This window comes from Microcoleus sp. F4-D5, from assembly GCF_036704885.1.
Taxonomy (GTDB): Bacteria; Cyanobacteriota; Cyanobacteriia; order Cyanobacteriales; family Microcoleaceae; genus Microcoleus.
Map to the genome: position 1 here is coordinate 1 of NZ_JAUBSX010000055.1, position 26,382 is coordinate 26,382.

The 26,382-nt window shown below is 46.4% G+C and carries 27 protein-coding genes and 2 tRNA genes; 6 read left to right on the plus strand and 23 right to left on the minus strand.

Annotated features, from left to right (window positions below):
* Positions 1-107: 107 nt before the first annotated feature.
* From QUA80_RS22375 to petM, 5 genes are all read right to left on the minus strand, one after another.
* Complete coding sequence (locus QUA80_RS22375) at positions 108-449, minus strand: aspartyl protease family protein (protein ID WP_333427300.1); 342 nt, start codon at positions 447-449, stop codon at positions 108-110.
* Between the two features lie 43 nt (positions 450-492).
* On the minus strand, positions 493-711 hold the full coding sequence (locus QUA80_RS22380; RefSeq protein WP_333165484.1) for a hypothetical protein: 219 nt from the start codon (positions 709-711) through the stop codon (positions 493-495).
* 312 nt (positions 712-1,023) lie between these two features.
* Positions 1,024-1,941 carry an NAD(+) kinase gene (locus QUA80_RS22385; RefSeq protein WP_333234892.1) on the minus strand — a complete coding sequence of 306 codons (918 nt, stop codon included), beginning with the start codon at positions 1,939-1,941 and terminating at the stop codon, positions 1,024-1,026.
* 1 nt (position 1,942) lies between these two features.
* Positions 1,943-2,920: an SDR family oxidoreductase gene (locus tag QUA80_RS22390; RefSeq protein WP_015174327.1), complete on the minus strand. Its 978-nt coding sequence runs from the start codon at positions 2,918-2,920 to the stop codon at positions 1,943-1,945.
* A 198-nt stretch (positions 2,921-3,118) separates the two neighbouring features.
* Positions 3,119-3,253: a cytochrome b6-f complex subunit PetM gene (petM, locus tag QUA80_RS22395; RefSeq protein ID WP_445251195.1), complete on the minus strand. Its 135-nt coding sequence runs from the start codon at positions 3,251-3,253 to the stop codon at positions 3,119-3,121.
* A gap of 40 nt (positions 3,254-3,293) precedes the next feature.
* Between petM and pdxA the strand changes: the two genes are divergently transcribed.
* Entirely contained in the window at positions 3,294-4,391 is a 1,098-nt protein-coding gene (gene pdxA / locus QUA80_RS22400) for a 4-hydroxythreonine-4-phosphate dehydrogenase PdxA (RefSeq protein ID WP_333427265.1), read from the plus strand.
* Between the two features lie 186 nt (positions 4,392-4,577).
* The gene (locus QUA80_RS22405; protein WP_333427266.1) at positions 4,578-8,123 is read left to right on the plus strand and encodes an OmpA family protein; all 3,546 of its coding nucleotides are present in this window, start codon (positions 4,578-4,580) and stop codon (positions 8,121-8,123) included.
* Between the two features lie 307 nt (positions 8,124-8,430).
* Here the strand turns inward: QUA80_RS22405 and QUA80_RS22410 are convergent, their stop codons facing one another.
* Positions 8,431-9,255, minus strand: coding sequence for a biotin--[acetyl-CoA-carboxylase] ligase (locus QUA80_RS22410; RefSeq protein ID WP_333427267.1), 825 nt, complete (start codon positions 9,253-9,255; stop codon positions 8,431-8,433).
* A gap of 662 nt (positions 9,256-9,917) precedes the next feature.
* Positions 9,918-10,553 carry a L,D-transpeptidase gene (locus tag QUA80_RS22415; RefSeq protein ID WP_333427268.1) on the minus strand — a complete coding sequence of 212 codons (636 nt, stop codon included), beginning with the start codon at positions 10,551-10,553 and terminating at the stop codon, positions 9,918-9,920.
* 672 nt (positions 10,554-11,225) lie between these two features.
* On the opposite strand from QUA80_RS22415, the gene QUA80_RS22420 reads away from it, so the two are divergent.
* Both QUA80_RS22420 and QUA80_RS22425 read left to right on the plus strand, forming a co-directional pair.
* The gene (locus tag QUA80_RS22420) at positions 11,226-11,726 is read left to right on the plus strand and encodes an autotransporter (RefSeq protein WP_333427269.1); all 501 of its coding nucleotides are present in this window, start codon (positions 11,226-11,228) and stop codon (positions 11,724-11,726) included.
* Between the two features lie 318 nt (positions 11,727-12,044).
* Positions 12,045-13,391: a sorbosone dehydrogenase family protein gene (locus QUA80_RS22425; protein WP_333427270.1), complete on the plus strand. Its 1,347-nt coding sequence runs from the start codon at positions 12,045-12,047 to the stop codon at positions 13,389-13,391.
* Between the two features lie 210 nt (positions 13,392-13,601).
* Here the strand turns inward: QUA80_RS22425 and QUA80_RS22430 are convergent, their stop codons facing one another.
* The 4 genes from QUA80_RS22430 to QUA80_RS22445 form a co-directional block, all read right to left on the minus strand.
* Positions 13,602-14,168, minus strand: coding sequence for a DUF924 family protein (locus QUA80_RS22430; RefSeq protein ID WP_333427271.1), 567 nt, complete (start codon positions 14,166-14,168; stop codon positions 13,602-13,604).
* A 273-nt stretch (positions 14,169-14,441) separates the two neighbouring features.
* Positions 14,442-14,798: a peptidoglycan-binding domain-containing protein gene (locus tag QUA80_RS22435; RefSeq protein ID WP_333427272.1), complete on the minus strand. Its 357-nt coding sequence runs from the start codon at positions 14,796-14,798 to the stop codon at positions 14,442-14,444.
* A gap of 129 nt (positions 14,799-14,927) precedes the next feature.
* Positions 14,928-15,566, minus strand: a complete 639-nt coding sequence (locus QUA80_RS22440; RefSeq protein WP_333427273.1) for a ThiF family adenylyltransferase — start codon at positions 15,564-15,566, stop codon at positions 14,928-14,930.
* Between the two features lie 12 nt (positions 15,567-15,578).
* Positions 15,579-16,406, minus strand: coding sequence for a hypothetical protein (locus QUA80_RS22445; RefSeq protein WP_333427274.1), 828 nt, complete (start codon positions 16,404-16,406; stop codon positions 15,579-15,581).
* Between the two features lie 258 nt (positions 16,407-16,664).
* On the opposite strand from QUA80_RS22445, the gene QUA80_RS22450 reads away from it, so the two are divergent.
* The gene (locus tag QUA80_RS22450) at positions 16,665-17,057 is read left to right on the plus strand and encodes a DUF4189 domain-containing protein (protein ID WP_333427275.1); all 393 of its coding nucleotides are present in this window, start codon (positions 16,665-16,667) and stop codon (positions 17,055-17,057) included.
* 141 nt (positions 17,058-17,198) lie between these two features.
* Here QUA80_RS22450 and QUA80_RS22455 read toward each other — a convergent pair whose 3' ends face one another.
* Complete coding sequence (locus tag QUA80_RS22455) at positions 17,199-17,540, minus strand: hypothetical protein (protein ID WP_015174354.1); 342 nt, start codon at positions 17,538-17,540, stop codon at positions 17,199-17,201.
* 449 nt (positions 17,541-17,989) lie between these two features.
* On the opposite strand from QUA80_RS22455, the gene QUA80_RS22460 reads away from it, so the two are divergent.
* Positions 17,990-18,244: a DUF433 domain-containing protein gene (locus QUA80_RS22460; RefSeq protein ID WP_333427276.1), complete on the plus strand. Its 255-nt coding sequence runs from the start codon at positions 17,990-17,992 to the stop codon at positions 18,242-18,244.
* Between the two features lie 73 nt (positions 18,245-18,317).
* On the opposite strand, the gene QUA80_RS22465 is transcribed toward QUA80_RS22460, so the two are convergent.
* From QUA80_RS22465 to tuf, 11 genes are all read right to left on the minus strand, one after another.
* Positions 18,318-18,944, minus strand: coding sequence for a Uma2 family endonuclease (locus QUA80_RS22465; protein WP_333427277.1), 627 nt, complete (start codon positions 18,942-18,944; stop codon positions 18,318-18,320).
* Positions 18,945-19,004: 60 nt separating this feature from the next.
* Entirely contained in the window at positions 19,005-19,325 is a 321-nt protein-coding gene (locus QUA80_RS22470) for a type II toxin-antitoxin system prevent-host-death family antitoxin (RefSeq protein WP_333427278.1), read from the minus strand.
* A 231-nt stretch (positions 19,326-19,556) separates the two neighbouring features.
* A complete protein-coding gene (locus QUA80_RS22475; protein ID WP_333427279.1) occupies positions 19,557-20,015 on the minus strand; it encodes a DIP1984 family protein in 459 nt (152 codons plus the stop codon).
* 73 nt (positions 20,016-20,088) lie between these two features.
* A complete protein-coding gene (locus tag QUA80_RS22480; protein WP_333427280.1) occupies positions 20,089-21,528 on the minus strand; it encodes a hypothetical protein in 1,440 nt (479 codons plus the stop codon).
* A 31-nt stretch (positions 21,529-21,559) separates the two neighbouring features.
* Positions 21,560-22,039 carry a hypothetical protein gene (locus tag QUA80_RS22485; protein WP_333427281.1) on the minus strand — a complete coding sequence of 160 codons (480 nt, stop codon included), beginning with the start codon at positions 22,037-22,039 and terminating at the stop codon, positions 21,560-21,562.
* 309 nt (positions 22,040-22,348) lie between these two features.
* A tRNA-Lys gene (locus QUA80_RS22490) sits at positions 22,349-22,421 on the minus strand.
* A gap of 291 nt (positions 22,422-22,712) precedes the next feature.
* A complete protein-coding gene (locus QUA80_RS22495) occupies positions 22,713-22,913 on the minus strand; it encodes a hypothetical protein (RefSeq protein ID WP_333427282.1) in 201 nt (66 codons plus the stop codon).
* Between the two features lie 123 nt (positions 22,914-23,036).
* Complete coding sequence (locus tag QUA80_RS22500; RefSeq protein WP_333427283.1) at positions 23,037-23,243, minus strand: radical SAM protein; 207 nt, start codon at positions 23,241-23,243, stop codon at positions 23,037-23,039.
* Positions 23,244-23,541: 298 nt separating this feature from the next.
* A complete protein-coding gene (locus QUA80_RS22505; protein WP_333427284.1) occupies positions 23,542-24,504 on the minus strand; it encodes a GNAT family N-acetyltransferase in 963 nt (320 codons plus the stop codon).
* A gap of 222 nt (positions 24,505-24,726) precedes the next feature.
* Positions 24,727-24,800: transfer RNA gene (locus QUA80_RS22510), tRNA-Lys, on the minus strand.
* 335 nt (positions 24,801-25,135) lie between these two features.
* Positions 25,136-26,365 (minus strand): elongation factor Tu, encoded by a 1,230-nt coding sequence (gene tuf / locus QUA80_RS22515; RefSeq protein WP_333427285.1) that lies wholly within the window; start codon positions 26,363-26,365, stop codon positions 25,136-25,138.
* Positions 26,366-26,382: the final 17 nt, after the last annotated feature.

Here is a 26,382-nt window from a genome sequence, read left to right on the forward strand (position 1 = left end):
AAACTTATGTTTTGCCGAGCTTGAATTGCCCATCAAGTGCGATCGCAATTTTTCCTAACTTATTCAGTAAGCCCTAAATAAAACTCCGAGTTCTGCATCGATGCTTATTAGAAGCGAATAATTTCGATCGTGCATCGCGATCTCTGAAAACAGACATCAAATTCTCGAAAGAAGTTCGTTTGCCCGAGAATTAAGGGAATCTGAGAAGCTTGCGCCCAGGCAAATGCTAGGCGAACGGGTTCCAGATTCCCAATTTGAACATCTACAAATACACCCCGCGCCTCAACGCTTGCCAGATTTCCAGCCAATGGCAAGCGGACAGTTTGTTCCTCCCAAATTGCACCCAATTGCAGACCAATGTCATAAGGTAATAGATTGACCGCAGACCCAGTATCTAGCAGTGCATTCGCCGAGACAGAAAAGCCTGCATGAATCAGAGTGATGGGAATCGTGGGTAATGCTTCATCGTCAGAAAAGGGAAACTAGATCGAACTAGGCATGAGTAGATGCCTCTCGATCGTCCTGAATCATCTGCATCATAATGTTTGCAGCTTCCGTTGCATCGTAGGGCGACCAAACTGGATACTCTGATGCAGAAAAGATGACTTGTAATTCAGCGTCTGGGATTTGTGCGGCTAGGAGTTTGAAGAGTGATAATTTGTCTGACTGGCTCAGATTGTTCACCAAAGGAATTAACTCAGCGAGAGACATGGTTTAAACTCCCAGAAGTACGAGAATACATCTATCATAAACGCTGCCTGACTTTGTAGATGATTTGGAAGCTCGATCGACAATTAAGAATTCCGGTGGATAAATGCCGCCCTACATTACCAACACTAATTGCTGCTTTATTCTACGATTTATCAACAGATAAAAAAATCAAAATCCCTTCAATCGGTGAAAAACGGGAACGGGAATTGCCCTCTCCTACAGCTAGGACTTGATATGATATCTACGAGCAAGCCAACTGGTTGAGCCAACAATCCCCGTACCTTGATAGTCGGGGAGTGTCAACAACAACTATCAAGGCAACTCAACCGAACTCGGTTTAGCAATGTGAGGCAAGCCCCAGCCCAATTTTTCCCGCAAAATGTGGAAAAACTCAAAAGATTGCACCCGAATAAACCGGGCTGGGTATTGAGCTCGCTCGACTTGCACCCAATCTTCCGGCAGAACATAACATCCGCCGTTACCGTCTACCACCATTACCAGGCGGTTCGGACTCGCCGGCAAAATCTTGACCGGCTCGGTGTTGGAAAACACCAAAGCCCGCGAAGCCATTGAATGCGGGCAAATAGGCAGCAACTGCAGCACCGGCACTCCGGGAATGATGACAGAACCGCCGGCAGAAAGGGCGTAAGCTGTCGATCCTGTGGGAGTCGCGATGATGACTCCATCTGCGGCAATGTCAATAGAGGCGTGCTGACCTATAGCCACTTCAAAATGACACATACAAGTCAGCGGTTCCCGGTGCAGCACCATTTCATTGAGACAAAGGGCTTCCCAAAGGCAGTCGTTTTCTCGAAACAGCCGCACCGCCAGCATCGATCTTTCTTCGATTTCGTATTCTCCGGCGATTACCTTTTCCAAAGCTTGCGGCAGCAAGTTCAGGTAAGTTTCTGTTAAAAAGCCCATGTGACCGGTATTGACAGTCAGCAGCGGCACTCCAATCGGAGCGACTTGGCGAAATGCCGACAGCACCGTACCGTCGCCGCCCAAAACCACTGCAAACTCCATGTCGCTGTCAAAACCGGGGGGGACGAGTTGTTCGATCGGGTTGTGGCACATCGGGCGATCGGGGCTAGAATAGCCCAGAATTCCTCCCGAACCAGAAACCGAGCAAACCTCCCAGCCGCGGGCAGTCAGCTTGTCTTCCAACTCTGCGGCGATGCGACAAGCCACAGGTTTAACGTCGTTGTATATAATCCCAGCTTTCGGCACTTTAAAATGTAAAGGGCATTTTTTGTTTACTCCGTTTTTTAGTTTTAAGCTGCTCGTACTCTATTTCCTTGAGCTTCTTCATAATCAGATTAAAGTATTCTTCGAGATAAGACTCCAAAGTAGTAGTTTCTTTGGGGTCGAGTCCGAAGACACTGTAAACGTCATCCATCGGAGCTTTCAAGGGTTTTCCGGCTGCCAAAACTTCTGAAAAAGCCAATCTGTCAGCTACGTTCCAACTCCACTGAAAGAACTTAGCAAATTGACGAGTAGCCTTCAACAAGGCGTCTGGGGTGCGCGTAATTTTGGCTTGCTTCCCTGACAGCCGTTCGCACAACCGCACGATTTCTTCAGCATCCCAAGCGCGATTTCCCACCACCGGAAAGCTTTTTTTCTCGGTTTCGGGAACGGAAAGGGCCCGGACGGCAAATTTAGCAACGTCCTGAGTGTTCATGTAGGCAAGGGCGGAAGGCTTGTTGGGCAGCCAGACTGCCTGATTGTCCAAAATCGGCATTGCATACAGGCTCAGCAGTCCTTGCAAAAAGCCGCAAGGTCTCAAGATTGTGTAGTCTAGACCGGATTCTGCTAAGAACAGTTCGGTACAGCGCTTGATTTCCAACAAGGGGACTTGGGGATATTTCTCAGCGTCGAGAAAGGAAAAGAATATGTAACGCTTGATGCCTGCTGCTGCTGCTGCTTGGATCAGCGATACTTTTCCGTCCCAGTCTACTCTTTTGATGCTTACAGAATCCCCGGCACTGGCTGTTGCTGCATCGATAATAGCACTGACGCCTTCTAGGGCCGGAGGCAGACTGTCTGGCTGGCAAAGGTTCCCCGGTACGAGTTCAGCGCCCCATTCTTTCAAAAATGCAGCTTTTCTGTAACTTCTGACTAAACAGCGCACCTGGTAGCCCTCGTCTAGGGCGCGGCGGGCTATTTGGCGACCGAGAGTGCCGGTGGCACCTAAAATCAATAAAGTCATCTAGGGATTAATTATGAATCTTAAACTTTCTATAAGATGGTATCAGGTTTTTGTTAAGTTTTTTATAAAAAACTTAACAAAAACCCGATCTTTTCTCATTTTAGGCTTGAGATATTCGCCAGAAGGCTTGCTTCCGGCAGCAAGTAGACTCTAGAAGGCAGAAGGTAGAAGGCTTCTGAAGGATTTGTTGAAAAAAACTTATTCTTCGCCGCCTTGCAATTTGAGCAGGAGGAAGCCTCCACCTATACCCACGAAAATTAGGGAAAAGGACAAAAAGGCTGCATTGAAAATTTCAGGATTCATGGTTTGATATGTCCAATTGGGCGATCGCATTAAATAAAGATAATATAATTTGGGGCAACCAGCTACCTGAATGCTAAGATTTCAGTGCCGAAATTCCTGTATTTTGTTGGAGAGAACTGCCTTGAGTCTCGATCGGGAATCAAAACTAGCTGTAACTCTGGGAGATCCGGCGGGAATTGGCCCGGAAGTGATTCTCAAGGCTTTGGCAGATCCGGCTGCTGCTTTAACGGTCGCGGTTATAGGTTCTAGGATAGTTTTGCAGCAAACTTACGATCGGTTGCGATCGAGCAATCCAGCAGCAGAAGCGGCAAATCCCGAAACATTAAACATTATTGATATTGAACCAGACAGCAAGTGGGGCGAAATAGTCCCCGGTGTCGGGAGTGCAGCTAGCGGGGCGGCTAGCTTTGCTTACATGGAAAGCGCGATCGCCCGTACCATCGCCGGCGAATTCTCCGCCATCGTGACAGGCCCGATTTCCAAAACTTGCTGGCAGGCGGCCGGTTACAATTATCCCGGACAAACAGAACTACTCGCAGAAAGGGCGAAATCGCAGCGGTTCGGAATGCTGTTTGCCGCCACATCTCCACACAGCGGCTGGACGCTGGTAACTTTACTCGCTACCACACATATTTCGCTCCGTCAAGTACCCGATGCTTTGAGTCCAGAATTGCTGAGTGAAAAACTAGAATTACTGATACACTGTTTGCGCGAAGATTTTGGGCTGGAAAGACCGAAAATTGCGATTTCGGGCTTAAATCCTCACAGCGGCGAAAATGGCAAACTGGGAAATGAAGAGCAAGACTGGATGATACCTTGGTTGGAAACGCAGCGCGATCGCTTTCCTAAAGTGCAGTTAGACGGGCCAGTCCCCCCCGATACCCTGTGGGTAAAACCGGCTAAAGTTTGGTACGGTTTAGCCAAGGAAGCTCACGACGGTTACTTGGCAATGTACCACGACCAGGGGTTGATTCCAGTAAAATTGATGGCTTTCGATCGAGCAGTCAACACTACAATTGGCTTGCCCTTTGTCCGCACATCTCCCGATCACGGCACAGCTTTTGATATTGTAGGTCAAGGGCTTGCGGATGCCTCCAGCATGAAAGCAGCATTGCAGTTGGCGGCTCAGTTGGCTAGTCGCAGAACAGCAGTTAAAATAAGGCGATAGCTTTACTAAGCCTGACGCTTGGAAAAATTGTCTCATTCCTATTGATTTTCGCTGGGGTGAGGCGGCAAGCAATCTGGTAATTTTATTCGGTCGATAAAAATCACGTTTTGGTAGCGCAGTATGGCAGGATCTAATGATAATTCAAACAAAATATATCAATCAGAAAAAGATGTTTCTGATGCAACTATGCCAAGTTCTAAAGCTGGAGAGCAACTTCAGGAATTGCTAACCATACTAACTGAATTCCAATTATTGAAAAAATCCAACAAAGAACCAAGCGAGCTGAAATTACCGCTTTCTGAAAAGTCAGTTCAGCGATTAGAAAATGAGGAAAATCGGCGCAAACAATTGTCTTTCCTGATCGAATCACCGAGTATTGTACCGGAAGTATTAACTAACGAGGAAGAGATCCCACTTCAAAGACGAGAAAACAATAATGAGGAACCCGATTTATCTACAGCCCGGAAGGCAGCAAAAAAAAATCTGCCGTCGGAGGACGAATTAGAACAAGCAGTAGAGGAGTTTAAGCGGTTGCAACAACTGCTATTTGAAAGGGATTTACCGGAATTTTACAGTAATGTTTTGAGCGTGGAACAAAGGTTAGAAAATTTTGAGAATTTGATGTCTGAACCCCAAGAGTTGATGGGTTTACTGAGACCGTTAATTCCTGAGTTAATGAGAGATGAATTAGAGGGGTTGAAGTCGGAATTTAAAAAGGCGATAGAACTCGCTAGCAATGATAAAATGAATCGGCTCGAATTGCAGACAAAATTAGCGGATTTGGAAAATCAAATTGCTAACTTCAACCAGCAGCCACTGCCGAATGCAGAACATTTAATGCAACGGTTGATGCCGGTAGTGGGCGAGTTGCTCAAGCGTAAGGTAGAGGAGTCTAAGTTAGAGGTAGCTTCGGCGATCGCACCGACAGTCAATCAAGTAATTCACAATCAAAACGGACTTGAAGAAAAAGTAGTAAGAATTGAAGATAAATTTGCAAATATTCAGCAGCGTTACCAGCAGCAACCGGAAGATTTAATCAAGCAGCTAGTGCCAGTAGTTAGCGATTTGCTGAACCGCAAAATTAGTGAATTAAAGTTAGAGGTTGTAGAAGCTGTCGCCCCCTCAGTACAGGTAAGAATAGCTTGGGTAGAAATAGAAGAAAAAGTATTGAGCATCGTCGAACGGCGGCTGGCTACGCAACAGTCGCCAATTCAGAAGCCAGAAGAGATAATGGCGATACTAATGCCAGAAATAACTGATTTACTGAACCGGAAAATCGACGAATCAAAATTACAGGTAGCAGCGACGATCCAACCTTTGATAGAATCAGCAATTCTTCAAAGAGAAGTTCAAGGAAAATTGAGCGACATAGAAAGTAGACTAAATAATCTTCAACGACAGCAAAAGTCTCAGCCGGAAGAAATAATGGCAAGATTGATGCCGTTAATGATTGAGTCGCTGAACCGGAAAATCGAGGAGACAAAGTTAGAGGTGAGAGAGGCGATCGCGCCCGGTGTCAACACGGCTATTCAAAACAGCGGTATTGCAGTACAAATATTAAATAATGAAAGTAAGATTGTCGAAGTTCAGCAGCAAGTTTTAGCTGAGATCGAAGGGTTGATGGCAAAAATAATGCCAGTGATTGTAGAGATGCTGTCCCGAAACATCGGGGAAGCAAAGCTAGAGATAGAATCTGCGATCGCCCCTACCGTAGATGCGATCGTTCAGAATAAAAGGATCGATCGAAGACTCGAGACTATCGAACAAAAGATTGTGGCGATCGAACACCGGATTTATGAATCGACAGACTTGTTTACCGATTTACTCAAACCTTTGATTGACGAACTGATGGTTAGCCATCACGCCCAACTGCAAAAGTCGGTCATCGAGTCTATTTTACCATTGTTAGATGAAGTAGTAAATTATAATTACAGGCTCAACGATAAAGTAGGGGAACTAGATCGCAAAATTACTGATGCTGAATGGGGAGGCGATCGGGAAGAATTAGTGGCCAGAATTAAAAACATCTTTCCCGAAATGATGCTTCAAACAATTAATGAGTCAAAAAAATCATTTACTGAAACAATAACCCCGATAATTGATGAAGTAATTAATACCAAAACCCGAGAAAACAGGCAATCAATGGGAGTAGCCATATCCCCGGCTATTCCTGTGGGAATCAGCCAGAGAGTCAGTGAATCGCCCGATGAAATTGCAATGGCGATCGCGCCGGAAATGGCCGCCGCTATCAAACAGCAAATTCATCTCAAGCGAGAAGCAATGTCGGATGCACTTTATCCGATTATCGGAAGCACGATTTTAAAATACATCGCCGAGATGATGCGGGAGATTAATGAAAAACTCGAATCATCTTTAAGTCCCGAGGGAATTAGCCGTAAAATTAAAGCCAAATTGCAGGGAATTTCGGAAGCAGAATTGCTGATGAAAGAAACAACACCGCTGAGTGTGAAAGCTGTCTTTTTAATTCAAGCACAATCGGGCTTAGTAATTTCAGCAGTGCAGCAGTCTGAACGCGAACAGCTAGAATCCGAGATGGTAGCGGGGATGCTGACTGCTATTCGCGCTTTTGTCAACGATTGCATCTCTCAGTCGGGAAATATTGCAGAGATTGATGCTATAGAATACGGCACATCTACGATCGTACTGGAAGTAGCGGGTTCGTGTTATCTGGCAGTAGTTATGCAAGGAGAAACCCGCCAGTGGTTCAAGTACAAAATGCGAGCGATTTTCAAAAAGATTGTTGAAGAATACGGGAGTCAAATAGAGTCATTTAATGGCGATCCAGCCACGGTGCCGCCAGAAATCAACTCGAATTTGCAAAAATTAATTGATACAGAGGTAAAAGTTAAATCTCCTAAAATTCCAATTTTACCCATTATCGGTTTGGCAGCGTTAGGTTTAATTGGCGTACCTTGGGGAATTCATCAATACCGCAGCTCAGTTGCAGCCAGCTTAGAAGCAGATACAAATTTAGCATTACAATCTGCGCCGGAGTTATCAGTTTATCGCCTCGCGGCTGATGTTAAAGATAAAGTATTGGAGATTTCGGGACGAGTGCCGAATCAAAATCTACGATTGAAAGCGGAAAAAATTGCTCAGCAAGCGGCTCCACAATCAAGAATTGAAAATAAAATTATAGCCGTTGAAGTACCTCCCGATCCAGCTTTAGTCGAAGCCGATGTCAAGCGGACGGCTGCTCTTTTGAATAAAGTAGAAAGCATTGATATTTCGGCTCGCTATGCAGAGGGCAAAGTCGCCGTTGCAGGCAGCGTGAGCAAAGTGCCCGATGCTCAGAAAATAACTCAAGCTTTTGAGAAAATTCCGGGGGTGAAGTCTGTAACAAATACAGTGATAATAGGAACTCCACCGCCGCCAAAGATCATAATGCCAGTTCGCGTGTATTTCGGTGCAGGTTCGGCAAGTTTGCAGGCGAAAGATGTAGCACAAAAGCTTAGCAAAGTCAAGGAATATATGGAGAAAAATCGCACTAATAATTTAAGGATTGTTGGCTACAGCGATTTTAAAAGCACTCCGGCCGAAAATCAAAAGTTGGCACTGGAAAGAGCGACAAATGTGAAAAATATTTTGGTTAGACAAGGGATAAATGGCAACAGAATAGAAGTTGCTTCTACGAAGGGTCGTCCCGAAGGTGTGGAGGCAAATCAACCGCTGTGGCTGAGCAGATTGGTAGTATTTGAGGTGATAAATTAAAATAGGGAATGGGGAATAGGGAATGGGGAATTGGGCCTAAAAGCATCGGGCATCGGGCATTGTTGACTGTTAACTGTTGACGGCGTTGAGTGATGACAACTGACAACTGACAACTGATATCTAGTCCGGTAGCATCCGACTTGTATGGGGGGCGGGTTTATGAGATTGTAGATTACAGGCAATTATTGTTAGTGAACCCGCCCCTTGTATCTACAAGATTCCTACAAGTCCGAATCCTGCCGGAAACAATATGACAACTGAACTACTGACAACTGACAACGGCCCACTGCCCACTGTCAACAGACTCTTAAATTAATCGAACTCGGCCGGAGGTAAAGGCTTGTATTCGATCGCCCGCCAAGCATATTAGCAAGCGGCCGCTTCCGTCAATGCCGGCGGCTTCTCCGCAGATGGTTTCCGAGGAAAGTTCGATCGCCACCGGGCAGCCAATCAAGGCATCGCGGCGGCGCAATTCCGGCAAAAGTAGCGCTAAACCCGACTTGGAGGGTGGCCTGTCTGTGGTGGAAAACATATCGGCTAGTTCGAGTAAATAGTGCCGCAGTCGATCGAGCAAACACAGTTCATCTGGTACTGTACCAGCAATAGAATGCAAGCTTACCGCATTGCCGAGATCCCTTTCATCCAATCCCGCAGCCGCGAAATCTACGCAGCGGTTGAGTCCAATTCCGACAACGGCGCGAGTTTTGCCCAAAGCATTGCCGTTCGTAGCTTCGCAGAGAATTCCGGCTAATTTGCGGCGATGTATCCAGACATCGTTTGGCCATTTGAGGCGCAGCATATCGCGACAGTCGGGAACCAAATCTTCGATCGCGTAAATCACCGCTAAACCGGCTGCTAAACTGAGTCCCGGCAACAGATTGGGGTTGAGGTTGTCGAGTACAAAACTGGCAGTTAAGACACCAGTTGGGGCGTGCCAGGTGCGCCCGTGTTGACCGCGCCCGCTGGTTTGCCGCTGAGTAAATACTGCATCTCCGTGGTGGAGTTGGGCCGCGCGGGCGATTGCCCAACTGTTGGTACTCGGACAGGTATTTAACGAGTTTAGCCAGTGAGGGAGGTTTGGGCGATCGGGTTCTGGGGTTACGGGCACGGGAGTTAAGGGCAATTCAGACAAGGTTTGATTTGTAGTATTTGATATCTCAAAGCTGATTATCGCAGGGCGATTAATCTTTTGTGCGAGGCAAGAAAAAGCCCGGCTTGGCTTTGAACTTTCTGGTTTTACCGTCGATTCAGAGGACGATCGTGCTGCTTTTCCGCCTTGCCGCATCAGCCCATCCTGGCAACCAAATTCGGATCGCTATGACAATCAGGTAATTCAAGTGCGATGAACCTCGGTCCGATTGTGCCACTTGTCCTGTTCCCTCTCAATTTACTCGTTCGCCTGCCTCAGTCGGCGTTCTGACTCTGAAACCTCAACCTCTTAGCGTTATGCCCTGCTGGCTGGTATTGAGAGCTCGCTTTCTCTGTTTAACTCGTGTTTTTGGTTGGCGTTACGATCGCTACATGGGTCTTGCCAAAACTCCTCTACAAAATAGGGTGACTGCTGCGATGAATCTCTCCAGAATCCAGGCAATAGGGCGCAACATTCCGATTGGTTTGACCGGTGTTTCTAGTTTTTCCGCTCTTTTTACCTGTGCCGGATCGTAGTTCTCTGGCGATGATTGTGGGATGTTTGGTTTCCACTCTTTTTTGATTCGCCAACAGTCTCTTGAAATCGCCGTAAATTGGTGTTTTTATGCTGAGATGATGTTGTTGTTCACCTCAACCTCCGAATAATTAATGCTCAACTATCACGGGCGTTCCAACTGCGACTTTCTCAAATAAAGCCTGTGCGTCTTTATCAAACATTCTCACGCAGCCGTGAGAAGCCGCCCCCCCGATCGACTCTGGATTCGGAGTACCGTGAAAACCAATCACATTCTTGCCATCCGTCCAAAACCCCATCCATCTACTCCCTAAAGGATTGTCCGGCCCAGCAGGAATAAGTTCTCCAGTCCAAGGATTTTGCCAAACTGGATCTTTGATCATTTGCATAACTTTAAAATTGCCTGTAGGAGTTTCCCAGCCACCTTTTCCCACAGCAACCGGGAAACTGGCTTGCACCTTATTTTGTCGGTAAACATAGACGCGGCGTTCTCGCAATTTCAGCACTAAACGCACTTCTTCAATTGGATTTACCGGAGGTTTTGGTTCCTGGGGAATATATATAAATGGTTCTCCCAAGGGCGGTAATTCTGGGGCTGCGAGATTCGGCAATTTTGCCTCGGATGTAGACCCCTGCGCTGCGATCGCACTATTGCTTGAAGTAGCCACCTGTTCGGCAGTCGCCTGCTGCTGTAGGCCTGCCGAAAGCGCGGCTGCACTCAAGCTCAGTACAATTAACTTGTTAAATAAAAATTTGCTGTTCACCATTGTTTTGTTCGCTAAACTCCTAACCAGCAGTTCCTACAAAGTTCCTGTCTAATTATCCGCAAACCGCACCCAATCTGAAAAGTTTTGAGATGGCTTTTTGACGGCAACTGCGCTGCACAGTTTTTATTTGAAATTCCACCACTGATAAGTTGTAACTCAACACAAAGCTTAAGCAATAATACCATAAAAACAAGGTTTTTATGCGCGTCTCAGTGGAGTTACGCAATAGATTGTAGTGAAAAAAACCGGCTTATGCGTAAATCTTGCAATAAAATGATTAAAGTTTACCTCCGACTAATTTGATTTTTTAGCAATGGCCCGCTGGCGATCGAAAATTGAAACTATGGCGCTGCTGCCTCCGGCAAGCACAATCTGTCTTTGGGTAGAGTTGCCCCCAGCAACAGTTAGGTTGGCTGAAAAAAAACTGCAACGGTCGATCGAACAAACTCAATATATCACGCCTCCACGGAGAGAGATACGAACTGCTGAACTTGTTGTAAATCTGGAACTTATGATGTAAAATATAGTCTTTCAATAATTGTTCGATAATCTTTTTTTGAGATTGTCATAAATTTCCTACTCTGGGGATTAAACTGGATTAGGTATAGAGGTTGGGACTTTCGCGCAGCGGAAGCAAACCCGACCCTCAATAGAAGTTAATGTGAGGTTTCAATGCGTCTTCAGAAGATAAAATTATTGACAGGTGCAACCCTGTCGGTGCTAATTTCGGCGGTCTCAGTACATCCTGCGATGGCTAACCCTGCAACTGAAATAGCCCAAACGCAGACCACCACCACAGCCAACACTCGAACCATTGTCGGTTTTGTCAAAAGTATTGTCGGCGACGTAGTAACTATTCGCGAAGAAAACGCGCCGTACAGGACTCTCAGGATTCAAAAATGCGTCCTGAAAATTATTGGTCTCGTACCGGGAATGAAAGTCAGAGCCACCATAGCCGGCTCTCAGATACAAAATATCGCGGTGATCCCCGATTATAAGGTGGTAGCCACAACGGTTGTTCGTCCCCCAACCCCAGCACCGGCTCCTCGTCCGGCCCCAGAACCGCCACCGCGTCCGGCTCCTCGTCCGGCTCCGGCTCCGGCTCCGGCTCCGGCTCCCCGTCCAATTCCGGCTCCGGCTCCCCGTCCGGCTCCTGTGAGAGGACTTTGGTAGAGCTAGGTTATACTATTTTAGATTTTCGATTTTAGATTTTCGATTGAAGATTGGCAATGGGAATCAAGCAATTTGACCCCGGCTTCCCGCATTCTTCCTGGGGTCTGTTTCTAAAATCTAAAATCTAAAATCTAAAATCTAAAATCGATTGACCGATCGATCTCAAGGTTTGAAACACTGACCTACACTTGCATTCTTGTTTGCAACGGGTATAGGTAATCGGTAAATGAAATTAAGCCACCGCGCCGGCGGTGGCTTAGCTGTTTAATAGCAGTTAGAATAATAGAATTGTCCAGCAATTGTTGAGAAATCGCTGCTATGTATTACTTGCGTTTCTTGCTGCTAATTCTGCTGTTGCCGGTGCTTGCCTGCGATCGACGTACAGATGCGATCGCCCCTGCTGTGGGCGACAACGGCCCCCTGTCGCAAATTCCCTCCCGTGCACCGCTGACAAATGTTGGGACAAATCAAATTGTACCGACCAAACCGCTTTCGCCGCAGCCAATCCGCATTGTTGCAACTGCTTTGCCGCAGCCAGGAGCCAGCGACAGCGCCTCAAAACCTCCTCAAGTAGTACCGATTCCCGCATCGCCAGTGCTGCGAGTGCCTCCTGGCTTTGTCGTCAACGTTTTTGCTGATAATTTAGATGCTCCCCGATGGCTGGCTTTGACGCCCACAGGTGATGTTTTGGTAACAGAAACGCGGCAGAATCGGATTTCGCTGCTGCGCGATGCCAACGGCGACGGCGTTGCTGAGGTTCGCAAAACTTTTGCAAATGCCCAAAACGGGTTAAATATTCCCTTTGGCATGGCTTTTTCCGACCGCTATTTTTTCCTCGGAAATACCGCTGAAGTCCGCCGTTTTCCCTACACAAAAGGCCAGGAACAATTGACAGGTACCGGTCAAAAAATTGCCGATTTACCGGGCGGCGGCTACAACCAACACTGGACGCGAAATGTTGTCGTTTCCCCCGACAATAGCAAGCTTTTCGTATCAGTTGGATCGCAGTCTAATGCCGATGTCGAACCGCTGCCGAGAGCGTCTGTTCAAGTGATGAATTTCGACGGCCAGAACAAGCAAATTTTTGCTTCCGGTTTGCGAAATCCGGTGGGATTGGATTTTCACCCAAAAACCAATCAACTCTACACAACAGTCAACGAACGCGACGGTTTGGGAGATGATTTGGTGCCGGATTACTTAACAAGAATTCGTCAAGGCGAGTTTTACGGCTGGCCTTACACTTATTTTAAGCCGAATTTGCTCGACCCGCGCCACGCCAGAAACGGCAATAGCGATCGACCTGATTTAGCGGCTAAAACATTAATGCCAGACGTGCTGTTTCAGGCGCACTCGGCCGCTTTGGGGCTTCAGTTTTACGACGGCAAAACGTTTCCCAAAAGATTTCTCAACGGGGCATTTGTGGCGTTTCGCGGCAGTTGGAACCGGAACGCTGGAACTGGTTATAAAATCGTGTTTGTACCTTTTAATGCGGCGAACGGACGCCCTCAAGGTTATTATGAGGATTTTCTGACTGGTTTTCTGACAGATCCGTCGGGCCCGAAAACTTGGGGAAGGCCGGTTGGTTTGCTGGTTTTACCTGACGGGAGTTTGCTGTTTACTGAGGAAGCTAACAACCGGATTTATCGGGTGCAGTATCGCCGCTGAGGATTGGGCGATCGATAAATTATTCACCATCGTATACTTTTTTTGAATCAACAATGGATCTTCTTTTCTAATTTCACTATTCAATTTGAGAGTCGCTGGCTTGGGGCGGGTTTTGTAGAGAGATTGTCTGCTGTTGGTTCTGATTGCTGGCTAAAACCGCCTCTACAAGCCTCGAATATATCAGAACGATCGAGGTTTGGCGATCGCGCTTTAAAATCCCGAACCGGGTTGTGTCAGAAATTCGGCTTCTTCCGGAGTTGTTTCGCGTCCGAGAATTTGATTGCGGTGGGGAAATCTCCCAAAACGCTCGATTATTTCCAAATGCTGCAGCGCGTATTCAATGAGTGAATCGCTGTCAGGTTCGCCGCTGAGTTGGCGAAATAGTTTGACAGATTTTTGCTGGTTTTCTAAGTTTTCGCTGTGTTGAAAAGGCAGATAAACAAATAATTTTTGTACAGTCAGCAATTCGCGATCGAAGTTATGATTAACAGCGTATTCGGCGGTGGCTAAAGCTTTGCTGTCTGTGGCGAATGCTTGGGGCGTACCGCGAAACATATTGCGCGGAAATTGATCGAGCAGTATAATTAATGCGAGGCAATTTTCGGGGGAATCGTGCCAGGAGTCGAGTTGACCGGAGGCGGCGAGTTCGTATTGCTGCATAAAGCGCGATCGCACTTGGGCATCAAAATCCGCATCTTTTTCAAACCATTTCTTTTGGACTTTGCCAAACTCAGGAGACTGCGATCGACCAAACCAAAAATCTAAAACTTCATTCATTAGCAATCTAGCGTGCGATTGATTGTTGATGGCAATTTAGGTATCTGTAGTTGCACAAAATCTACTTGATGTGCAACTACAAATCCAGGGATTAATTATTACCAAAGATGACTCCACCCAAACACAGGTACTTGCTTTCCGACGCGATCGAGGGTCGAGAAAAAAATTAGATTACAGAGTTTAAGCTTCCAGATTCGTCTGTTATCGAGTAAATCTCAAATCTCAAATCTCAAATCTACTGACTTAGGAACTTTTGTTTTCGGGTGCTTAAATTTAGGAACTAGCAAACAGTCTGTCCCAAGTTTTGCCTCCTACAACTCCGTCTACATGAAGGTGATTTTGTCGCTGAAATCTTTTCACTGCATCTTCGGTTGTCGGCCCGAACACGCCATCAATTACGATCGGGTGTGAGGACAAGCCCCGCGCGTTCAACAACTTTTGCAGTTTCTTCACATCTTGCCCTTTCGAGCCGCATTTTAAAATCCTTTTATGGTGTCTGACTACTGGTTGATGGCAATCATCAGTGTAGCAAACTGCGGAACCCGCTGCATAGTTTGCTCTACTTGTGCCTGTCAAAACTAATAGACCTAGAATTGCTAGTAAATAATAAAAAGTCTGTTTTCCTGCCATACTTTCCCTGTTAATTTTCTCAAGCGTTTTTTGCAAGAAGTTTGACGATTGTTTGAGAGTGAGAAACCGGGTTTCTGAGATGGACGCATCCCATCTCGACCGGGTTTCTGGCAACAATCAACCGACATTTTACAATATAAGTGGCTTTACTGCAAAATCTCGGATCGTGCAAGTTAAATTTTGTTGCTCTTTGGTAGCAGCAAAGGTAACAATAACTTCGCAAGCAACAGCAACTGTCAGCATTACCAAGTTTCGCGCCAGCGGGTAATCGCAAACGTCATCATTCGCCGCTGAAGGAACCCGATAGTGTTGGTTCCAAATTATTTCCGAGTAATCGGCAGCTAATCCGACGTGCACGCAGGGAAGGGAGACACCCGCACAGTAATCCTTGACTGCTTGCCGCCCGACACTGTTATCAAAAGTATCGATGACTGTGGCGCTGTTGGCTAGCAGCCGATCGGCATTTGCGGCTGTCAATTCTTTCGAGTGCGCGTCAATGCTGACTCCCAAAGCGCGGTAGAGGTGGTTGGCGAGAATCTTGGCTTTGAATGCGCCGATATCCGATCGATAATAGGGTTGAGTGGAAAGGTTGCGTTCCTCGATGCGATCGCGATCGATGACTTTTAACTGACAAAAGCCCGATCGCGCCAGACTTTCTGTAATATTCGCACCCAAAGCGCCCGCGCCGCAAACCGTTACCGGGAAATTTTCGATCTGCGACATCACTGCGGCACTTCTGTAAAGTTGTTCGTGAAAAAATATACTCATGGTAATCAAGAATTAGCGATTTTCGACGACTCCAACCAATGAATGCAAGTCGAAGTCTTTGTCCAATCCGCTGAGACAAATGCCCGCACTCATAACTGTCAAGTCATTTTTGGCGATCGCAGAAGTGTGGTGTTCTCCCGTTCCGCTAGTCCATTCAACCAGCCAATAATTTTCGCGATCGAAAAAATCCCGCAATTCACCGCCACCCATTTTCAACGCCCGCTGCAAGCGCTTTTCTTCCCGCACTTTCGGATCGAAATCTTTAATATTTCGGGACACCAATTCGTAAACAGCCCGCATTTCCGGCGTCATCCCTTTAAAGCGAACTTCTTGAGGCAAAATCAACTTTTTTAAAGCTGCTTTCAACTTCTCAGGCGGCAGCGGATCGGCGCGCCTGTCAATCTCTTCAAACCACAAACAATGACCGTCCCACCGCGCAACAATCTGCTCAAACTGCGAACCTGCTGTTACTAAATGCACGGGTACGGGTTTCGCTGCACCCGTGCGCTGTTTAGCATCAGATTCGTTAACAGGATAAGCCAGCCAAGTTTGCCCTTGCAACACGCAAGCCAAATGCAAGCGAACGGGTACGAGCAATTGCAAATACTCGACCACTTGCGGCAAACTCGGTTCCTCAATCACCGCAGCAATTTTTTCATTTACTGGGGCAAAAACACCCCATCCTTCAAATTTGCGCGGCTGCGGTTGAAAAGTATAGACTATTGAGCTAACCCTTATCCGCACGCTTCCCCCGCGCACGCAAGGAGCCAGGAATTGGGTATCGAGTAGCTGGCCTTCTTGGGCCGCGAGTTGACTGAGGATTTTGCGGATATCTGCCACTGAATTGACCTCCGTAATCTTAAATAGGGAATCAGAAACCGGGTTTTTTACGAAAATATTTCGTTCCCGCCCGCCGATTCGCTAAAAAACCCGGTTTCTAGGCGTCGGGATGGGTAAGTCCTGTCTTAACTTTGTTACCGAAGACACTTTTTGTTTAAGAAAATATAAAGATTTTTCAACACTATTGACAGGAATTAATGCCCTGATATAATATCGAGCGAACCTCGCAACTTAACCTTGTAAATATCTTAAGTAAATATGCTGCAAAAGCTTTTTTCTAAGTGGGTTGTAGTTACAGCTTTGACACTTCCTCTTTTTGGCTCAGTCCAGGTAGCTAAAGCTCAGGACACCTATGGAGCTACTGCTTATTCTCCGACTTCTGACGCCACTGGTATTAGTTGGGATCATGCTACGGAGAAAGAAGCACTAAACGCAGCAGTAGCCGCTTGCAATCAACAAAGCGGAGGTGCGAACGACTGCGAAGCGCTGACATCTAATAGCAATAATTGTGGAGCGATCGCCGTAGGCAAAGGAGGAGCAGGTGCGGGCTGGGGCGACGATAAAGCCGCAGCAGAAGCTCAAGCTCTTGCCGGTTGCAGCGAACTAGAGGGGGGCAGTTGTAAAATCCAGCTTTCAGCTTGCAACAACTAATTAAAGTGATAAAAATTGCTCGGATCAGTGTAGATTATCGCTGGTAAAATAGTTTAGACAATACTAAGTTTAAGGTGCGCCCAGCGCACCTTACAGAATACAAATCGGCTAAAAGTAGGGTGCACAATGTGCACCTTACAGTTAATCTCCTACTTCGGAAGTAACTGCATCAGGTGGCAGCAAACTTTCTAATCTATCTTTAGACCAGTATTCAGTAGGGTAAGCGAGTGCAATAATATCAGAGAGTCGAATCAGCCACGTAACTTGTCCGTAAGCATCGATATTTTCCGCCTGTTCGTTAGGGGGAACTATCACCAAAAGTTCCGCAAACTCCCCGAACAAATTAATCGGGATGCCACCGAAACTGCTATTATTTGTTTTAATCCAAACTTTGCTGCCTCGATCGAGAGCTTCTTGCAGTCGCTGGCAGAGCAAACTGGATTTTTTGACCTGGGATTTTTTGGCTTTCGACTTTTTTCCCATAGTTTTAAGAAGTTAAAGTAGTTGTACTGTGGGTTGCACAGTCCGTTAGACAGTGGGTTTAGATTTAGTGCGATCCTCTTCGTTGGCGTAGCCCCCGTAGGGGCGGGCAACGCTTACGCGGTTTGGTATTGAAACGGACAAAAGGAAAAAGGGCGATCGCTCCCTCGCTACCCCATTACTCTAGTCTATAAGAAAGTGCTGTACTGCGATCGTAATAACAATTTAATCGCAAAATCGCGAAATGACACCAGTTCCCAAAAAATGCGACTCTAGCCAAGCTTCAAACCCTTAAGCCATCAGTGATTGCCCATCTAAAATCTAAAATCTGAAATCTAAAATGGTATGGCCTGCGGTGGCACTGTTACAAAGTCAGTCAACGACGCCCGTGTTTCTACTGTGTCCAAATGCAGTATAATCGGCGGAATCTTCCCAATCGTTTAAGTAAAACAATGGACTGGCGAAAGCTCATTCATCCAAACCCGAAAGCTTCAACAAGTCAACCAGCCGCGCCGGAAACACGATTGTCTGTAGAATTTTTGCTGGGACTCTTTGCGGCAGGATGGACTCAACAGCAGGTGTTAGAGAAATATCCTGCACTGACTTCGGAAAAGTTGCGCGCTGCTTTGGCTGGTGCGGATTCCCAGTTAGTGTCATCCATCGCTAATCCAGAATTACAAGAAATTATCGCTCAAATTAGAGAATAATTTAAAATAGGTAAAAAGTTGTCGCTTGAGGATATTGAGGGAGATGTTTGGTAGTAAACAGCGATATTAAATCTCAACTTACCCCTAAATTTTCTCTAACTCTTTCTCGAAACTCCAACACCGCCTCAAGGGGGTCAGGCCGTTGTACATACTGTGCAATCAGTGATAAATCCAAATTCGGCAACAACTCGCTTTGCTGCATTTTTTCATATTCCTCTCCCCGAAGATGATACACCTCAAAGCGACGATTTTTCCAGAACCAAACCTCTCTGATTCCGAGCTTTTTATAAACTGCTAACTTGTCCAGGCCGCCACTGCTGAGTACAACCTCGATCGCTAAATCAGGAAATTCTTTTTCAGTACCGATACAATAGCACTCATCCGGTTCTGTACCGCCCTTTTTTGCTTGAATGCGGAAGGTAGTTGAACCCAACCCCCAAAACCGAGTCCGTGTTTCTTGAAAATACGCTTCTAGCAGCATCCCAATATTGGTTTTATCTCGATCGTGACGGCGACTTGGGGCCATAATTTCCAGCACTTCATCTAAATAAGTAACCCGATACCAAGGACTATCTCCGAGTTGAGTCAGTAGTTGTTCATACTGTTCCCAACTTACCCCGCTGGTAATAAATCTTTCCACGGGATCTTCGGTGAAAAGCTCTAATTCGGTTGCTAAATCTTTGATTAATATTGAAGTCACCAACGGCTCCTCCCAAATTTAGAGTATAGTAGAAGATTGTGATTTTGTCCTCTCAATGGTTTAACTGGCGATCGCTACGTCATTTTCACTATCATCCTCTTGATTAATCCCAAATTTTTTGCAAACTTCATCGAGTGTCTGAGGTTGAATGACTCTTGCTTTAGCTCTTTTTAATGCTGTAAACAAACGAGTTGCATTGGCAGGCGACCTCAGCAAATAAAGCGTTTCTAGCAAACTTTCTAATTCTGCCTCAGAAATCAAAACCGCATTTTTGGCGTTAGGTCTAGTAATAACTATTAGTTCCCCAGTTTCAACAGCGCGATCGCACAGATTTTTTAAATTTGCTTCAGCTTCAGTGTATGTAATCTCAGTTGACATCATACTGGAATTCCCAATATTTTTTGCAATTGAGCAAGAAACCCCTAACCCACCCTCACCAATATCAATAGACCAGCACGCGGTAGTAACTTTAACAATGCCCTGTACGCTTGTGACAATACTGGGCTTAATTGTGAGGTTTTAGCATGAGCCCTCATGCCCCAAAATTGTATGCCAACTTAACCCAATTGGCTGGTTTTGTGCTCGCTTCTATTGGTTTGGCTACCAACTTGCTCAATCGATAAGTTCAGTATTCCAGTTTGCTTGCTGTATTTTAGTATCTAACTCCCGATATTGTCTAGACATTCGATCGATTTGTGTTTGCACTTCACCAACGTCGATCGTACTCAAAAATTTGATTTCCGATCGAGTATAGCGGTCTTGCCTAACAGCGGCTTCGTCAACTAAAGAATTATAGATGCTGCGCTTAAGCGAGAGAACATCTCTCTTGGCTAAAGCATCCGATAAAGTCACTCCATCTTCCAGAATTGTCAGCGAATTAGTCTTGTTAATTTTCTTAATTAAGTCTTCTAGTTCTTGCACCCCTGCATCTACTTCGCTGATTAGTGCTTGAGGATTTTCTGGAGGCTCTTCTCCTTCCTGTACTTGAGCACTTCTGATTAATCTGGCTCGCAGTTGTTGCATTTTTTTTTGAGAGTCAGCTCTTAAAATTAAAGCTTCAGCTAGTTTCATAGTGTCTTGTCCTTTAGATCCGTGCAAATTTTGGCTATATAATAAGTAAGGTGTGCGCTGCACACCCTACATTTTACTTGTCATCCCTCACAGGCAGGGAAGTATCCAGAATTTCCATCAACAATTCCAGCCGCGAAGGACGGCTTAACATCGGCACTAAATTCGGTAAGGAGTAATAATCACCCGCAAACGTAAAGGTTTCTACCGATACTTGTTTGTCCTTCAATTGCTTCTGGACATATTCGCACCAAGCACCAACTCGCACAATCACAACATCAGGAATTACCCCCAAACTGCGGCAGTAATTCTGATAAGCATCTGCAAAATAAGGTGAAGAGTTTTCGCCTTCATCTGTTACGATAATGAATTGCTCGACAACCTGCTTTTTAATTCGCATTGCTTCCACCGCGCAACCGCAACTTGTGCCGCCGCCAGCGCGAATGTGCTTGAAAGCGCGTTCCCAGTCTGTCAATTCGCTGCCGTTTGCTTGCACTGGATACGGCATCGTGTCAAAGGCATAAACGAACAGTGCAGCCTCGGAAATGCCCGAAATCAAAGCAGCCAGACGCTTGCCAACTTCGATCGCACTTTCCATCGAACCAGACTTGTCAATCAACAAACCGGTTGCTTTGGCAATCTTGCCACGCTTCTTCACCTGTTCGTTTGTCACCGCTTCCAGCTTCGCCGCCGTTGCTGCGTCGAAGTTCGCGCCCGCGCCCGCAACACTCGCTTTGTAAGCAGAAACCCGATCGCACTTGGCCGCTTCATCCAGCTTCGAGTCAATCAACTGCTTGACTTCCGGGTGTTCCATCGCGCCACGCGACTGAATCGATTTCAAATTGTTGATGACTTCCTGCGGCGACATCGAGTTAATCAGCGCGGCCAAAACTGTTGGCGTTAGCTGTCCGATCGCACCAACTGCGATCGTATACGGAATCTTGTACTCAACAATCAAATTCGCCTGTTCCGCAGGTGTCGCCGCCTTTGCTAACTGCTTCAAGACGAATGCCAGAGAGTCTTCTGGCGGATTGTCTTTAAACAGGATAGCATTAGCGCGATCGCTCGGCTTGACGTGCAGCGTTGCGTACAAATGCTTCATCGCCTTGCGGTTGCGGATGGCGGCGCGATCGAAAAACTGTGCATTCTTTTCCCGCGATTTCAGATAGCGAGTGACAGCAGTGCGCGCGCTGCGGGGCACCTTATTCTGGTGCTGCTTCATAAAGTCCACAATCCGCGAAACCTCGTAGGGCGGAAACTCTTGCAGCATCATAAAACCGGCATCTCGGTGTTCCGTCAGCGCCGAAGTTAGCAAGTTTCCGGCAAAAACTTCCTTGTGATCGCGCACGTCGCCGTGACGTTGATACCACACTGCTAAATGACCGTAAAATATTGGGTCTAATTCGATAATTAACTTGTGAATTTCTGCCACCTTTTCCAGTTGACGGTGAGGAGTGGTGAGCAGACTGTTGAGCATTTCCAAACGTAAATCGCGCTCGGCTGTATTCATATTCATTGGTGTGACCTAATATTTGGCACCTATCGCCTTAGTCCGCCAAGGATTTCAAGCCCTGGCAGATTGTTTCGGATTCGAGGGACTTCAAATCGGGTTCAACCCAGCTATTTCTGGCTTCCCAGGACATCAGGCGATCGCGGGTGTAATAGCGAAACGGTAAAGTGCGATCGGCATATTTTGCAATCAAACCGTTAGCCAAATATACGATCGATTGATTGTGGCTTTCATCGGCCAGATACTGGCGAATAGTTCGCACCCAAAACAGCGTTAGTGTTTCGTGATACCCGCTGTTTTTTGTGCTTTCAATTCCCTGAATCGAGTTGTAAAGTTTAATGCCATTGCGAATCGCATTGATTGCTTCTTGTTCCGAGTCATAAAACAGATACCACAGAGCAACGGTTAAATGCGCTTCGTGAGTCCATTGACTTCGCGGCAAACTGCATTCTTGGAAAGCATGAATCAGACTGTCTATCTCGCTGGGCGATCGGTAAATTAGAGTTGTATTTTTCATAATTTAATTCTCCTCACCACTTTTACATCTAATATTTATAAATATGAGATGTTCCGCACAAGTTAGCAAAGCGTTTTGACTGTCCGATGGCTCTACCCCTGAGCTACAGCCCCTTAAACGGGGCTGGCAGGATTTGAACCTGCGACCAATCGATTAGAATGTGTGTATTCGCTTCACTCGTTAGGGTGCGGAACAAAATTTTTCTAATCTCTAAACTAGAAATTTTTGAGTGGTGATTATTCTAAATTGCTCAATTATTTTGGTTTTTTATAGTATTAAAAGTCACTTCGCGCAAGTTAAGAAAGCCGTTGGCACATACGCAGGAGTTGAACCCGCGACCTTTTCCTTAAGAGGGAATTGCTCTACCAATGAGCTAGTATGTAAGCTTCCTTTGTTGGGGCGCGAAGTGAACTTTTAAGCGCCGGATAGATATAAAAAATTCAGCTATAAAAGGCAGCGCACAAGTCAGAGAAGCTTTGTTTTAGCCTCTCGGCAGGTAGGAATTGAACCTACTATTCGATTTTAAGTCGAACGTTTCCAGTTTGTAAGCTTCTTTAGTTGGGGTGCGCCCCCTCAAGCTGAGGATTGTTTTATCCCGCGCAAGTTACAAAAGCTTTTGACAATTTATAGTGTGTAGGCTTCTCGAATAGGGACGCGGAACAAACATTATTTTCTAGCCGTAAACGGCTTCTGGGCGGACAATTAAATCGCCGCTGGGACGGCGATCGAGCACGTAAGACTCGAAGCGATCGCCCTTGACATCAAAATGGTTAGCCAGACGTTCCTTAATAGCTCGATCGCTCATTCCTGCCGCGATACCCAGTTGGTTTTCTGCCACGTCATAGGAACGTCCTTCAAAACGAATGTGAATCATTACCGATACCTCCTAGAGCGATTTTGGATTTGGATTGGTAGCTTATCTGCTCTCGACTTTGGCTTTTTGTGAGACGCGGGCAAATTGCCAGTATCGGTAAAGATCCACGAAGTCTGATAATCTTTACTGAAAGAAGCGCCGTTCTAAATGATAAGCTTGTTTAACTTTGCGGATTTCCTCAGCTTTTTTGGTTGATTCAAATCTGCCAGAAATTGTCTGTTCTGAATCCGCATCAAATTCGTTGAAATTAGACTGATTTCTTACAACATCTGACTCGTGGCGAGTCAGTTTGTAACCGAACAGTCTCGTATAAAGTAACAACATGACCATCGAGTCTATATTACAAGACTTTCAAATTGATGTTCGTTGAAATTTTGAGCAATATTTAGTTGTCAAGGTTCAGAATTTGCACGAAAAATACAGGTTTTTGCTTGTCCTGCGCTTTCCGTATTTATATACTACATACATACTACACAGGTGTCAAGGGGGTAGCAAAAGTTTTTTAGATAAAACTTACACGAGTGGCGAGAAACCTGGTTTTTTCAGGAAAATATTTCGTTGCAACCTGCAGATCCGTTAAAAAACCGGGTTTCTTGGGTGAAAGGGCGATCGCAATCTGTAACATGGATTAAATATCCTTAACATAGGAAATGCTGTCGCGAATATTGTGGAAGCCAGCAGACTCGTAAAGATGCAATGCACCTGAGGAATTTTCAGCATCGACGCCGAGAATAGCAGTAGCCACACCGACAGCTTTCAGTCGATGCAAACCAGCGAGCAACATCGCTCGTCCCAATCCCCTTTTGCGGAAGCCGCGCCTAGTTCCGAGACAAGCAATCCAACCTTCATTGCGCCCGGTACGATCGCACTCTTGCACACTAATCTCGCAGTAACAAAAACTGACAAATGTGCCGTCATCAGCAACGGCAATCAAGTCTAAATCATTTCTGTAATCGGGTTTAGCTAATTCGTGCTTAAATTTATCCACCGTTAAATCGTGATGATTCCAGTGATCGATAAATGACTGGTTGAACATTTCTACCCAAGCTGCCGCATCCTGTTCGCCGGGGAACTGACGCAGCAAAAAGCCTTCAGGGAATTGCGGTTCAGGGATTGGTTCAGAGAGCGATCGCGCCATTCGGTAAAAATAGCGATCGGCTTTAAAACCGCAATTTGCCAGCACAGAAATGCGATCGCAATCCTCAGCACGCGCGTAGGTTCGCAGCTTCACGCGCGCGCCCCGCATCGCAGACACCTCGCGCATCCGCACTTCACCCCAGGCGATCGCGGCTGCTTCCACATCGCCGCCGCGCGCGTCGGGGTGGACGCGAAACCACAGCCAACCGTCAATTACTTCCCCAGGCTCAGAAACCGACAACTGAGCAAAACCGATTAATTTTCCCTCTGCATCTTCCCAAAGGCGGATATCCCGTGCTACATCGAGGGACGGTGCGTTAAATTCTTGTTGTAGTTCCGAGATGGAAGTGCCTTCATCGAGCCGATCGACTGATTCGCAAGTATTGATTAAATGGGCGATCGCATCTAAATCGCGATCGCCCGCATAGCACCGCGCCGAGAGATTTGCCATCATAGCTAATCACCATTTCCTGTTGTTATTCAGTTTAAAAATAGCTTGGGCGATCGCACTTCGAGCGATCCGACGATCGACATTAAAAATCCGACAACGCAAACACTCACAGTAATCCAATCGCTACAGACATTGATTGCGATCCTGAGCGCAAAACGAGTGGAAAACGACATACTAGAGACAGTTTAAAGCCTCAAAGCCTTGTGAATAGTATGTTATTTGGGATGGGAGTAGAAGGACTCGAACCTTCGACCTTGAGATTAAGAGTCACCTGCTCTAACCAACTGAGCTATACTCCCGCATCTACGCTAGCTTAACACAACTGTTCTGAAAAATCAACTATTTTTGTATAAATTTGTGGCGATCGCCCTTACTCCAATATTTAATGTAAGTTAGATCGCCCTGATTCCACATTTGATTTAAGCGCGATCGACCTCAAGCACCTCCCCAGAGTTGTGCAAAACGTTCGGCAGACCATCCAACCAAATCTGATACTTGGCCATCTCCAATCTCGACAATTCGCTTGACTCCATCTTGACGCTACTACTGCATCCACACAGAAAAATTTGCTGTGAATTAATGAGTAAGGTGGACTTTTGCCCACCCTACTGATTCTAATTGGTTCCGAAAGCGTCTATTTCAGAATGTGGGAGACGACACCTGCACCGACAGTACGATTGCCTTCGCGGATGGCAAAACGCATATTTTGTTCGATCGCGATCGGCTGCAACAACTTCACACTCATATTCACCCGATCGCCCGGAATTACCATGTCGATCGTGCTCCCGTCATCAGCCGTAAAAGATGCGATCGTACCTGTAACATCCGTTGTCCGCACGTAGAATTGAGGGCGATATCCCGCAACAAAAGGAGTGCGGCGGCCGCCTTCTTTTTCCGACAGCACGTAAACCTCAGAATCGAATTCAGTGTGAGGTTGAATTGAACCGGGTTTAGCAAGCACCATCCCCCGCTCAATTTCGTCTTTTTGGATGCCGCGAAGCAACAAACCGACATTATCTCCAGCCATTCCTTCATCCAGAATTTGCTGGAACATTTCAACACCGATCACAGTTATCGTGCGAGTGTCTTGGATTCCCACCAATTCCACAGTATCGCCGACTTTGATTTTACCCCGCTCGATTTTGCCAGTTGCGACAGTTCCCCGACCTTTGATCGAGAACACATCTTCAACAGCCATCAGAAAAGGTTTGTCAATATCGCGATCGGGCGTAGAAATCCAGTCATCTACCGCATCCATCAAATTGTAAATGCCATCAACCCACTCATCCTCGCCGCGGTGTATTTTCGGATTAGCAGTCATCTTTTCCAGCGCTTTCAGTGCCGAACCTGCGACAATTGGAATATCATCGCCGGGGAAACCGTAAGAACTGAGAAGTTCGCGAATTTCTAACTCGACCAACTCCAAAATTTCCGCATCCTCCACCATATCTTTCTTATTCAAAAAGACAACCAACTTCGGCACTCCCACTTGCCGCGCTAACAAGATATGTTCGCGAGTTTGAGGCATCGAGCCATCTGCAGCCGACACGACGAGGATTGCACCATCCATTTGAGCGGCACCCACGATCATGTTTTTCACGTAATCAGCGTGACCCGGACAATCAACGTGAGCGTAATGGCGATCGCCAGTTTCATACTCAACGTGAGCCGTATTAATCGTGATTCCCCGCTGTTTTTCTTCCGGTGCAGCATCGATTTCATCGTACTTTTTAGCCTTGGCCCGACCCTGTGCAGCCAGCGTCATTGTAATCGCTGCTGTGAGGGTTGTTTTGCCGTGGTCAACGTGACCGATCGTACCGACATTGACGTGGGGTTTGTTCCGTTCAAATTTGGTGCGTGACATTACATTTGATTCTCCTC